General features: G+C 40.8%; 11 protein-coding genes. 5 read left to right on the forward strand and 6 right to left on the reverse strand.

Annotation, left to right across the window (positions count from 1 at the left end; genetic code table 11):
• Window positions 1–40: 40 nt before the first annotated feature.
• Together V7K48_RS02855 and V7K48_RS02860 are read right to left on the reverse strand one after the other, a co-directional pair.
• Complete coding sequence (locus tag V7K48_RS02855; protein WP_335069424.1) at window positions 41–982, reverse strand: hypothetical protein; 942 nt, start codon at window positions 980–982, stop codon at window positions 41–43.
• A gap of 75 nt (window positions 983–1,057) precedes the next feature.
• Window positions 1,058–3,262, reverse strand: coding sequence for a GumC family protein (locus tag V7K48_RS02860; RefSeq protein ID WP_335069426.1), 2,205 nt, complete (start codon window positions 3,260–3,262; stop codon window positions 1,058–1,060).
• 808 nt (window positions 3,263–4,070) lie between these two features.
• Here V7K48_RS02860 and V7K48_RS02865 point away from each other — a divergent pair.
• From V7K48_RS02865 to V7K48_RS02880, 4 genes are all read left to right on the forward strand, one after another.
• Entirely contained in the window at window positions 4,071–4,487 is a 417-nt protein-coding gene (locus V7K48_RS02865; protein WP_335069428.1) for a hypothetical protein, read from the forward strand.
• 631 nt (window positions 4,488–5,118) lie between these two features.
• Window positions 5,119–5,328, forward strand: coding sequence for a DUF3172 domain-containing protein (locus V7K48_RS02870; protein WP_335069430.1), 210 nt, complete (start codon window positions 5,119–5,121; stop codon window positions 5,326–5,328).
• Between the two features lie 650 nt (window positions 5,329–5,978).
• Window positions 5,979–6,998, forward strand: a complete 1,020-nt coding sequence (locus tag V7K48_RS02875) for an RpoD/SigA family RNA polymerase sigma factor (protein ID WP_334973104.1) — start codon at window positions 5,979–5,981, stop codon at window positions 6,996–6,998.
• A gap of 59 nt (window positions 6,999–7,057) precedes the next feature.
• Window positions 7,058–7,552 (forward strand): ureidoglycolate lyase, encoded by a 495-nt coding sequence (locus V7K48_RS02880; RefSeq protein WP_335069432.1) that lies wholly within the window; start codon window positions 7,058–7,060, stop codon window positions 7,550–7,552.
• A 127-nt stretch (window positions 7,553–7,679) separates the two neighbouring features.
• Here the strand turns inward: V7K48_RS02880 and V7K48_RS02885 are convergent, their stop codons facing one another.
• Together V7K48_RS02885 and V7K48_RS02890 are read right to left on the reverse strand one after the other, a co-directional pair.
• Complete coding sequence (locus tag V7K48_RS02885; RefSeq protein ID WP_334973092.1) at window positions 7,680–8,444, reverse strand: SDR family NAD(P)-dependent oxidoreductase; 765 nt, start codon at window positions 8,442–8,444, stop codon at window positions 7,680–7,682.
• 76 nt (window positions 8,445–8,520) lie between these two features.
• Window positions 8,521–9,441: an NmrA/HSCARG family protein gene (locus tag V7K48_RS02890; RefSeq protein ID WP_335069434.1), complete on the reverse strand. Its 921-nt coding sequence runs from the start codon at window positions 9,439–9,441 to the stop codon at window positions 8,521–8,523.
• A gap of 91 nt (window positions 9,442–9,532) precedes the next feature.
• On the opposite strand from V7K48_RS02890, the gene V7K48_RS02895 reads away from it, so the two are divergent.
• A complete protein-coding gene (locus V7K48_RS02895) occupies window positions 9,533–10,450 on the forward strand; it encodes a LysR family transcriptional regulator (RefSeq protein WP_335069437.1) in 918 nt (305 codons plus the stop codon).
• A 249-nt stretch (window positions 10,451–10,699) separates the two neighbouring features.
• Here V7K48_RS02895 and rpsU read toward each other — a convergent pair whose 3' ends face one another.
• Both rpsU and V7K48_RS02905 read right to left on the reverse strand, forming a co-directional pair.
• Window positions 10,700–10,891, reverse strand: a complete 192-nt coding sequence (gene rpsU, locus V7K48_RS02900; protein WP_094333031.1) for a 30S ribosomal protein S21 — start codon at window positions 10,889–10,891, stop codon at window positions 10,700–10,702.
• A gap of 120 nt (window positions 10,892–11,011) precedes the next feature.
• Window positions 11,012–11,329, reverse strand: a complete 318-nt coding sequence (locus V7K48_RS02905) for an RNA recognition motif domain-containing protein (RefSeq protein ID WP_334973016.1) — start codon at window positions 11,327–11,329, stop codon at window positions 11,012–11,014.
• Window positions 11,330–11,650 lie beyond the last annotated feature (321 nt).

Genomic DNA, 11,650 nt, shown 5'->3' on the forward strand with positions numbered 1-11,650 from the left:
AGAGAACAAAATAAACAGAGATAGTTTTGACAACCTATAATTACCAATAGGCTGGATATTTTGAGGGATTTGTAGGGATATCGTTAGGTCTACACCTCACCCAGTATTCATTATAAAGAGACTGAAAAAATGGAATCTTATCCCAACGGTTGCCTTGAATTCCAAAAAGAATTTGAGTTGCTCCTCCAAGATGCATAGCCTGTTTACCGAGAGATTTAACGTAAGCAGCTAATGGAAGTCCATAAGCACCACATCCTATAATAGCTATGTCAAAATCTTGATTTTTAATCTTGTTACACATCCAATCATAAGCATCAAACCAAGTATTGAACTGGGTTTGAGTTCCAGCTAAAGACTGAACTGCTTTGAAGGTAGTTAATTCAAATTCAGGTAGAATATTTTGGTTTTTAAAAAGTAACTTTCTATAGTTTTTATATTGTGATGAAATAGTTTCTGCAAAAGGATGAATAACTAAAACCTTTTTTCCCTCAAGACTCTTGCTCCAAGGGTCGTTGTGATAATAAGGCTCAAGTGTATTTAATTCAACAAAAGAAGCTTTTCGGCAAGATTTTCTGATAATTTCCGGCTCTCCAATTTGAAACCATACTCCTAGAGCATCTATAGATTTTGACGATTCTAAAAAAAGTTGACTAAATCGATCTAGATGTTTTTCATCTACTGGAAAAAACCCAGAATCATTAGACATTGACTCAAATATAGATCCTTTGTAACCTCCTTTTAAGTATTCATGTACACAATAAGCTTCTGTGCTACCAAAGCGAGTAATCATAAAAGGTTTACTATCTTTAAGAAGATTGGTAAGTAATTCATTACTCTCTTGAGGAGATAAAACTTGCTGATATATCTCATAATTTTTTACATAATTTTTGAGAATTATTGCTTTTGTGTAAAAAGAGCCTTTCCATTTAGCTAATGGAGTATTTGATTTTACAAATTGCTTGAGGTTTTTGCTTAGTGTCATTAATTTAATCAGACAGTCAAAAAATTGGGTTTAGATGGTTTTGGTGAGGGTTGCTTTCGCAATCTATAGGAGAACTTAACGCTCTTTGGACAATTTTGTTAAGCTGCTAGATACTAAATCTTGTTCAATTCGTCGTTTTTTGGTATCATAAAAATAATTATTAGGTTCATTTTTAGGATTCACACCATTGATGACTATCCCTAACACCTTCTGACCTGACTGAGTTAAAAACTCTTTAGCTGCATTCGCGCTGTTCAAGTCAACCACTCCAGGACGAACGACTAATAAAATACCGTCAGTGAGGGTGCTTAAAACAGCGGCATCTGCTATTCCTGACAGAGGCGGTGTATCAAAAATTACAAGATCATAATCTCTCTCAAAGTTGCTAATTAATGTTGCCATGCGTTGAGAATCTAGCATTGCTACTGGATTGGGAGGCAAAACTCCGGAACTAAGAACCTCCAGATTAGGCATCACTTCTTGCACAACTGCATCTAAAGAAACTTGACCAGCAATCACATTACTTAGTCCCATTGTATTTGTTAGCCCCCAGATATGATGCTGTATGGGATGACGCATATCTGCATCTACTAATAACACCCGACGTCCTGCCTGAGCCATAGTTACAGCTAAATTTGCGGATACGTCAGACTTTCCTTCTTTGGTAACAGAACTTGTAACTACAATGCTTTTGAGCGGTTTATCAGAACGGAGGAACTTCAAGTTCACTTGTAGTATTTGGTATGCATTACCAAGAGGGAAGTAAGGAATATCTCTGCCAATAATTTTGGGAATAGCTCTATCGAGTCCTGCTATAGAAGAATCAGCTTTAGCATTTCTACCTTGCGTGGGAATCACTCCCAAAACACTGTATCTCAAGACTTCTTTGGCTTCTTTGACGGTCTTCACCGAGCGGTCTATCAAGTCTAAACTAAAGGCGACAATGATACCTAAGAAAAGACCAACTCCTCCTGCACCAACAATAAACAGGATTTTGCGAGGTCCTTCTGCTTTATCAGGGATTAAGGCATAGGAAATTACACGAGCATTAGGAATCTTTTGGTTCTGTGCAATATCAATTTCTTGGCGTTTCTTTAAGAGTGTTTCGTAAGTCGTTTGAGCTGCTTGCAGCTTCCGTTCTAGCTCTCGTTGATTCTGTTCTAACCTTGGTAAATTATTTGCTCGTTTGATGTAGCCATCTTGCTGTCGCAAGAGTGTGGCAATTTGTCTTTCTAGACCAACGCGTTCTGCCTGAGCACGAGTAATATCTGCAATTAGGCTTTGCCGCAGTTGTCCAACCTGTAAACTTCCCTCTGTTATCTGCGCTGCACCCGCTACTTGTCCTGTCCGCTCTTTTAACAAGCTCTTAAGAGCTACGATTTTTTCTTCTAAATTAGTAATTGTAGGGTGTTCAGGTGAAAAACGAGTCTGCTCTAGTGCCAGTTGGCTTTCTGTTTCTTGGAGTAGGGCAAGCACTTTTTGAACTCCAGGTGCTTGACTCAATTCAGATGCGATTACACCTTGCTGTGAATCTACTTGAGCTTCACTGCGTAACTGTTCTAGACGACCTTTGATATCATCTAGTTGAGCTAAAGCTTGAGAAATTTGATTTCCTAACTTGGAAATCGTATCGACTGCTGCGGTTGCTTCTTGTTCCAAGACAACAACTTTATTAGTTTCTTTAAATACCCGCAGTTTTGATTCGGCTCTTCTAACAATTTCCTCAGCTTTAGGTACTTCAGTTACGAGAACCTCTTTAGCTATCAGCGCTTCATTCTGATTAGCCTTAATATTTAGGTCGATATAACTGTCGATAACTTCATTGACGATTTTGGCAGCCAGTTCTGGATCATTGCCTTTGTAAGAAAGTTGTACAACATCAGTGCCTTTGATTCCTTCTATTTTTAGTTGTTTTGCCAAGTCGGGAATCAACAGCGGTTTGCCTTTACTATTTTTGAGGTTGAGAAAATTAATTGTTTTCTCAATGACTGGATTTGATCCCACAACTCTCACCTGAGTTTCCAGGGGATTGTCGTTCATATTTAAAGCTTCCAGGCGTCCTATGTCTTGTGGTAACCCTGTGAGTGAGGAAGAGCGATTTGTTTTAATCATCAAACTTCCTTCTGCCTTGTATGAGGGTTTTAGTGAAAATGCATACAAGCATCCAAGGCTAACAGCTATACCAAAAATTCCGACTAGAGGTAGCCAACGCCGTTGAAGAACTTCTAAGTATTTCTGAATATTTATTTCTTCAAAGTTGGGTAAAGATTCCATCGTCATAATATATACAAATTTTATAAAATAAAGACTATTTACTTACAGCAGATTTTTCTTAGTGTTTTCCCAGCAGTAGCACTCTAGTCTACTTTACGATAGTAATATTTGCATTAATTGTCAGCTGATGCTTTTTTATTAAGGTTGTTCAATATCTGAAGTAAACTAATAGTTTTGTTAATCGCAACTTTAACTGAGAGCAAAAACAGGATAACTCATAACTTTTTCCCTGATTTAGAGGCTTTAGATTTTTTTTTAATAACTTAGTTTTGTGTGATTAATGATGCAATTAATGATTAGTCATCTCATACTCAATATCATATTCTGTAAAAAGACTTAATTGAAAAACTTTACAAAAGATTCATATACAACAGTGTATTTACTTAGTAAATGCTAATTTTAAAAGACTAAATAGATATTTATGTAAGCTGTTTAAAAGCTTTCAGTAGCAATTAATTCTTGCTCTGAATAATGGACAATTTTGAGAATGATATGAGACTTGCAATACTAAGATTGTGTGATTTTAGTATGAAAGTTGTGAAGACTTGCGATCAATTTAACTTGCCCAGACTGGTGAAAGACTTTTTTGTATCTGGCTTGAGGTATGAAAATTACAATATAGTGCTTGTCCTTGGGTTTATATCACATATTTTAGGCTTCTCTTTAAACTTACAATATATTTTTAATGAAGTTTAGCTATACTTATTATTAGCTGTGTTAATCTGAAGTTCTTAAACTAGGTTGCTATTTTTTGGTTTCTGTATCTAGCCAATTGTAATTATTAAACTGACATTAAATGTTGAGAAATTGAATTATGAAATCCTCTTCCATCACCTTAGTCGTTGTTATTAGCGCACTCGCTCTCTCCCAGAGTGCTTATGCCAACCAGGAGAATATTCCTATGACAACAGGCGATGCTCCAAAGGAGCCGTTTCACTATCGCAATCAGGCTGGAATTTTATTAACGGAACCAGCCACGATTAACACTACATGGAGTAATTTTATCGGACAGACCAATAATCCAAAACAAACTGCTGAATCAATTTTGTTAGTGCAGGAGCGAGGATGCCAAAATATCAACCCGCTTAAATTCATCAATAACCCAGATGCTTTCTTTAAGCAATGTCAAAAGCCAACAAATACTCCAAGCTCTCAAAGTACTGAGCCAATTGAGTATCTCAAGGTTCCTAAACTCAATTCTGGTATTAGTGTGACAGTCACTAAGTTTTGATATAGGAATTTTTTTAACAAGAGATAACTAATTATTGGAAGTGTGATTTATCTAGATGATTTACGCTAAAACATGAATGAAATATTTATGCTGGCTGCTTTAGCTTAAAGTAGAAAAGCTTTGCCGGAATATTTGCCGAACCCACTAGTAGGCTGTGTGATCGTAGATGCCTAAGAGATAGTAGCTCAAGCATACACGCAAGTACCTGGAAAACACCATGCTGAGGCTGACGCATTTAACCAGATTCAAGGCAAAGCTTTCAACTTCTTGAAAATGTATGTAACTCTTGAACCTTGCTCTTTTCATGGACGCACACCTTGGGCATTTCATCGCGATGTCTAAGAGGGGCTATTCGGCGTCGCTCTAATTCATATTTCTATTCTGCAACGCCAAAATTGCAACGTAGTGCCATTTTCCCAAAAATATTTGCAACAAGTCAATTATCTATATGAATTCACAACTGTGTAATTGTGTCAACTTCAAGGCAAAACTTGTAAAGTCAGAAAGCTTTAAGATGTTGTATCGTTAAGAGTCTCAGATGATTTCCGACTAATTAAGAAGTGGAGAATCTTGTCATATCAACTATCTCTAAACGTAAATTCTTTTCCCTTCAATTAGAATATTAGTGGCGATGCCTACGGCAGCAAGCTACGTGGGTGTTGCTGTCTTGCCAAGTATTATCCTTGGTGTTAATCTGACCACTGTTACTACTTTTAGTCCAGAAAATGTTTCCAGGAGTAATTACATTGATAATACGGCATTCAATGCAGATGTCTGCGTGCAGGATGACACAAGTGCAATTGTTGCAGATACCCGCGTCTTTGTCATCCTAAATCCCTAATTACAAGTATTTGACCAGACTCCTAAAGAAAGCTGTTCTTGAGCAGGGGGAGCAGGAAAAGTGCTTTCTTTCATGCTTAATGATCGCCTGCTATCTACACAGCTTGATATGAGCTTGATATGATTGGATTATCTAGCAAAAAATTAGAGGTAAAAAATGGACATTTTATATTTAATGAGTTTCGATTTAATCAGAACTACATTGATGTAAAATCAGACTATTAATACTGAAAAAGATTTATAATTTAATAATTCTGAATTATATTGATATTTGCTGTTAGTAATTTGTCTCTTAGGTAATGAAATCGTTGCTCGGTAAATTATTAATTTTTTCAATTAACTGCATTGGATAATTAAACTAAAAAAAATTGTGTTTGAAAATATGCAAAAATCAATAATGAAGGAGTCTAATTACTTCAAAAGTTATACTGCTCATACTTGGGGTAATTGATTTGTCACTGGTGATGATGTTAGTATTAAGGGGTGGGTTGATTTTGGGTTTATTATCTCCAACAATTGACTTGTAATGTATCATAGACCAGAATTCATTAGTATTGCCAATTGATTGATTAGCAGTGTGAAATGCCTAAGGGTCTGAATATCTAGACTTGATACCAATAAATTGATGAGGTTACAGAGGAGCAAATAACCATGAGCAACTTAACATCTCCACATACCGAAGTTCAAAAAACAAAGAAAAAAAGTTTAGCGGCAGATAAAAAACCTCGAGCTACAGATGATATTGTGCGTAGTTATCTGCAAGAGATCGGGCGTGTAGATTTGTTGACTCGCGAACAAGAGGTTATTTTTGCCCAACAAGTGCAGCAAATGATGAATTTACTAGCTGCTAAGGAAGAATTGGCTGTGAAATTAAAGCACCAACCCACGCTGCAAGAATGGGCAGATCAGCTGGAGTTAAGTGTTGAGGTGCTAGAGCAACAGCTAAATTTAGGACACCAAGCCAAGCAGAAAATGATTCAGGCTAATCTCCGGTTAGTGGTAGCAGTGGCGAAGAAATACCAGCACCGCAACCTAGAATTTATGGATCTAATTCAAGAAGGTACTTTGGGTTTAGAGCGAGGGGTGGATAAATTTGATCCCGCTCTTGGTTATAAGTTTTCAACCTACGCTTACTGGTGGATTCGTCAAGGAATCACACGAGCAATCGCTCAACAAGGACGGACAATTCGTTTACCTATCCACGTCTTTGAGAAACTGAACAAAATTAAACGGGTGCAGCGAGAATTATCTCAACAGCTAGGTCGCGTTCCCACTACTGCTGAAATTGCTAAGGCGTTATCTTTGACACCCAGCCAAGTTCGAGAGTGTTTATACTTGGCCCGTCAACCCTTCTCCCTAGAGGCGCGAGTTGGTGAACAACAAGATACAGAATTGCAGGACATACTGGAGGATGATGGCCCTTCTCCCGAAGACTATGCCGTTGAAGAATCTCTCCACCAAGACTTACAAGACTTGTTGGCAAAGCTGTCTCCCCAGCAGCGAGAAATATTAACCTTGCGCTTTGGTCTGAGTGATGGATATGAACTTTCTTTAGCACAAATTGGCGATCGCATGGGTATTAGTCGAGAACGGGTGCGTCAAATAGAGCAAAAAGCTCTCAGTCTCCTCCGACGCCAAAAGGAACAAGTACGTAGTTATCTAGCTAGCTAAATAATTATTGGTCATTTTTAGGGAAAATAAACCTAAGTAATCTTTTTCAAAAATTTGATATGAGCACATCAAAGACAGTACAACAATTGCAGGCACAATGGGTGACTTGTGAAAACTTTCGGCGTTATGGACAGGTGATTTTTGCTAGTCAAGATGGCAAAGCTTATGATCAGGAAGATACCCAGTTAAATCTACAAAAGGGGATTCCACGATTTTATATTATGCGATTGGAGAAGAGAGGGCGAAAGTTTCATAAAATTACTCGCCATGTGCAATGCACTCAATGTCTGGGTTCTTTGGAAGGGAAGGATTGGTTAATTGCAGTTTGTCCTCCTGATAATGATGTGAATGAACCAGCATTAGAAGAGATTGCTGCTTTTCGTATTCCAGGGAATTGTTTTATCAAGCTACATGAGGGTACTTGGCACGCTGGTCCCCATTTTGATCATGAAGCTGTGGATTTTTATAACTTGGAATTAGCTGATACAAATGTGGTGGATCATTTCACTCATGATTTTTTCAAGAGTCATCAATTAGAGTTTGAGATGGTTTAGGTGAGATAGAGTAACGCTGCGATCGCGCTTTTCATTCAACGAAATTTCCAGGTTTCACAATATTCATGCATACTTCAGTCACCAAAACTGGACAAGAAACCACCTTCTGCGTCTGGATGAAGCAGCTTTAGAGCCTTCCTCCGTCGACAGCAAGCGTGCTGCCGGTGACATAGGAAGCGTCATCGGAGACTAGAAATGCTACAGCTGCAGCGATTTCTTCCGGCTGAGCCAGGCGCTGTAGTGATGCCTTGCTTTTGAGTAGAGCCTCGGTCGATACATCCTGTAGAGCCGGATGTGTGTAAAGCTTCCCATTCTCTTTCGCCATGTCCGTCGCTGTGCCGCCTGGTGCAATTGCATTGATGGTGATCCCACGCTCTCCCAGTTCAGGAGCCAAGTTAAGTACCATCGCCGAAACGGCAGCTTTGCTTGCGGCATAAAGCGTATGATAGAAGATCGAAATCTGGGCACTTACAGAGGAAGTCAGGACGATACGTCCACCGGACGGAAGGTAGCCAGAGGCAGCCTGCGTGACAAATAGTTGGCCGGCAACATTCACTGAGAACACACGCTCAAAATCTTCCGGGGTGATTTCCTCCAGCTTTCCGAAATGCTCGATACCAGCGTTGCTTACCAAGATATCTACTTGCCCGAAAGTTTTAACAACGTCGTTCAAAAGAGTATGGCATTCGGTTGGTTTGCTTACGTCAGCACGAAACGCTTGAGCTTTGAACCCCCTACTGTTTAGTTCAGAAACCAATGCTTCAGCGGGCTTGGCATCTTCGCGATAGTTGATGGCGACGATCGCCCCTTCGCTTGCCAGTCGGGTTGCGATCGCTTTGCCAATACCTCGACTTGCCCCGGTCACAACTGCAATCTTTCCGTTTAATTTCATACCTGATTTTCTTCGAGTGAACAATCTATTGTTTGAACTCTAAATGACTATCCTATAGACCTTTTGACTCAACACCCTAGCTTTCAGCTGGTTTTGCCCAGTTGTGGTCGCGCAAATAGGATTCAAAGTCGGTCGGTGCCGGAAAATCACGTTTCAATTGCGCTAGATCCGCCCCATAACCAACGTTCTCAAGCCAGCGATACATGATGGTCACTTCCTCCCCGGCTTGCTGCTCAAACGCTTCAAACGGAATTTGTTGGTAGTTGACGGTTTTGCCCAGCACGCGACTGGACGCGGCAGCGATTTCCGGCATGGTCATGTCTACACTGGCGACTTCCTCCTCACGGTTCAAGAAATCGGTGGGACGATCAAACACCTCAGCGACCATTTCCCCGTAATCTTCTTCGGAAAGCTGCTGTAATTTCGTTTCCAGACTGAGCGGCTGGGAAAGCGTTCCAGCTTCAACCATTGGACGCATGGTGTTGTAATTGTAGAAAAAGAAAACCGGACGCATCATCGTGTAAGGCAAACCAAGCGATCGGATGTATTCTTCGACTTGAAACTTGCTGTCAAAATGCGGAATGCCTGTGTTGCGTTCGGCGCTCCCCACCGAACTGTAGACGAAATGCTGGATGCCCGCTGCTTTTGCTGCGTCTGCAACCGTTTTGCCGTCGCGGATTTCGGCTTCTAATCCGTCTTTGAGGAAGGTCTGTATCGAAAAAACGCCATAGGCACCTTGCAGAGCGCGATCAAGGGAAGCGCGATCGCTAAACTCTCCTACTACCAGTTCTGCTCCCGCCTGCTGGAGTGCTTGAGCAGCAGGCTTGTTTGGGTCGCGCACAAAGGCACGCACTTTGAAATTTCCGCGCTGCAAAAGATGACGCGCTACCGCACCACCTTGATTGCCCGTGGCTCCGGTGACTAAGATGAGTCGTTCTACGTTTATTTGCTGTGTCATACTTTTTTTTCGATGCTGTTTGCGGATCAGAAATTTCATCTTGTCTAAACATTACCTTATACAGAAAAAGAGGGAAACTAGTTAAAATTCAAAACAGTTATGCAAAAAATTCAAAGATGTGGTTGCATCAATGGACAAGCTGAAAAGCCTGATGATTTTCATGCGCTCTGCTCAATATGGCAGCTTTTCCGAGGCAGCCCGACAGTTAGGCATGGCTCCGTCAGCCGTGAGTCGGGCTGTATTGCGCTTAGAAGATGAATTGGGGGTACGCTTGCTCCAGCGGACGACTCGGAGTTTGACGCTGACCGAAGATGGCAACCGATTTTATCAACGCTCTCAGCAAATTCTCAACGATTTGGAAGAAGCCGAACTCGAAGTCAAACAATCGCAATCCATACCTCTGGGAACATTGCGATTGGATCTGAGCTTTGTGTTTGGCAAAATGCATATCGCTCCGGCTCTGCTGCAATTTGCTGCACAATATCCGAAGCTAAATCTGAATGTTTCTTTTAATGATCGCCTGATTGATCTGATTGAGGAAGGCGTTGATGCAACTGTGCGGATTGGAATCAGCAGCGATAGCAGTTTAATCATGCACCACCTGGCAACTGCACACTACATCACTTGTGCCTCGCCGCAGTATCTCGCCCAGTATGGTACGCCCACAACGCCCACAGAACTATCGCAGCATCGCTGTGTCAACTTTATCTATCCACAGACTCGGCGAGAAGCTAACTGGAAGTTTGAACAACACGGAAAATCGATTGACTCTGGCATTGACAGTTATCTGAGATTCGATAATTCAGAAGTCATTTTAGAGGCAGTCATTCAAGGAGCCGGTGTGGTGCAATTGCCCAAATTTATTGCAGCGAAGGCGATCGCACGTGGAGATATCCAACCGATTCTCCAATCTTACACAACCCAAGTCGGATTACCGATCGCAGTGTTGTATCCGCAAAAACGTTATCTCTCAGCTAAAGTTCGCGTTTTTGTTGAGTTTATGAGAAAATTGACGGCTGCTTTAAAGCGAGATGATGTTGTAGATTGAAAGGGCGTTGTTGCACGAACAGAAAAAATGGTAAATTATAGCTATTAACTGTTCCCTTACGATAATCTGTACCTCACCTTGGCGTAGCCTAAGAAGAGAAGTTGCAATCTGCTGTATATTCTAGTTATTGCCAATCCCATAATCAGTAATAGCTTTGCCAAAACCTACTCTTTAGATTCACATACAGGAGTACAGCGATCGCCTCTTTGACAGCTAAGAATCTAATAGAGAGAGTGCGATCGCTTGTTCTCAATTGCGACGGAAATTCCTCTTACGTTGCTTGTGCCTTGCAACTTCTTTGCGCTTGTGTTTTTCCAAAGGCGTTTCAAAGTGACGATGCTTTCTCATGTCTGGAAAAATACCTGCTTTGGAAACTTCCCTCTTAAATCGACGTAAGGCTGACTCAATTCCTTCATTTTCGCCCACAAATACTTGGGTCATTTTCATCTCCTACTTAATTGGTACTGGGCAATTTTAAGCCATCCAGTAGACCGGAGCGCAAAAAGGGCAGATAATGATTCTGCCCTTTAGACTTTAAAACTGAATTTTTTATCTTAAAGCTTAGTAGCGTCCTCGAGAGTATCCTCCACCGCCACTGTTGCCGCGACGATCACCACCAAAGGAACCACCTCTATCTTCCTTCGGTTTAGCCTTATTGACTTTGAGGTCGCGTCCCATCCACTCAGCACCATCAAGAGCTTCAATGGCAGCTGTTTCCTCAGCTTCTGTACCCATCTCTACAAAAGCAAAGCCGCGTGGACGTCCTGTTTCACGGTCAGTAGGCAACTGAACCCGTTTTACAGAACCATGTTCGGCGAAAACAGAAGTGAGGTCTTCTTGTGTGACCTCGTAGGATAGATTACCTACATAAATTGACATGCGTTATCTCCAAAATCATAGGTGTGTAGAGATTTAGATTTCGGAGACAAGCTTGTTAAGACCAAAAGGGAAAAGCCTGTCAATACTAAAAACAAACACTGTAACCGAATTTTATTCTCACCTAATTACCTTAGCACATCATTCAGTTCTTACCCACCGTAAAAAAGGAAGTACTAAGAGTCAGAGCGCTACGCCCAAGATTGGGTATCGAGAAGAGTTTAGTCCCCAGTCCCTCATTTTCTAGGTCAGTGATTCATGGGGGAACTCCGACATTGAGTAGCAAAAATTCCCCAAATAATTGCAAAATAAATGCAGTTCGTC

Source organism: Nostoc sp., from assembly GCF_036919615.1.
GTDB lineage: Bacteria > Cyanobacteriota > Cyanobacteriia > Cyanobacteriales > Nostocaceae > Nostoc.

Excerpts from the sequence above, each read along its gene's own strand:
- V7K48_RS02895 (WP_335069437.1), top strand. The coding sequence starts at position 9,533 with ATGGACAAGCTGAAAAGCCTGATGATTTTCATGCGCTCTGCTCAATAT.
- V7K48_RS02870 (WP_335069430.1), top strand. The coding sequence starts at position 5,119 with ATGCCTACGGCAGCAAGCTACGTGGGTGTTGCTGTCTTGCCAAGTATT.
- V7K48_RS02875 (WP_334973104.1), top strand. The coding sequence starts at position 5,979 with ATGAGCAACTTAACATCTCCACATACCGAAGTTCAAAAAACAAAGAAA.
- V7K48_RS02860 (WP_335069426.1), bottom strand. The coding sequence starts at position 3,262 with ATGACGATGGAATCTTTACCCAACTTTGAAGAAATAAATATTCAGAAA.
- V7K48_RS02890 (WP_335069434.1), bottom strand. The coding sequence starts at position 9,441 with ATGAAATTTCTGATCCGCAAACAGCATCGAAAAAAAAGTATGACACAG.
- V7K48_RS02855 (WP_335069424.1), bottom strand. The coding sequence starts at position 982 with ATGACACTAAGCAAAAACCTCAAGCAATTTGTAAAATCAAATACTCCA.
- V7K48_RS02880 (WP_335069432.1), top strand. The coding sequence starts at position 7,058 with ATGAGCACATCAAAGACAGTACAACAATTGCAGGCACAATGGGTGACT.
- V7K48_RS02885 (WP_334973092.1), bottom strand. The coding sequence starts at position 8,444 with ATGAAATTAAACGGAAAGATTGCAGTTGTGACCGGGGCAAGTCGAGGT.
- rpsU (WP_094333031.1), bottom strand. The coding sequence starts at position 10,891 with ATGACCCAAGTATTTGTGGGCGAAAATGAAGGAATTGAGTCAGCCTTA.
- V7K48_RS02905 (WP_334973016.1), bottom strand. The coding sequence starts at position 11,329 with ATGTCAATTTATGTAGGTAATCTATCCTACGAGGTCACACAAGAAGAC.
- V7K48_RS02865 (WP_335069428.1), top strand. The coding sequence starts at position 4,071 with ATGAAATCCTCTTCCATCACCTTAGTCGTTGTTATTAGCGCACTCGCT.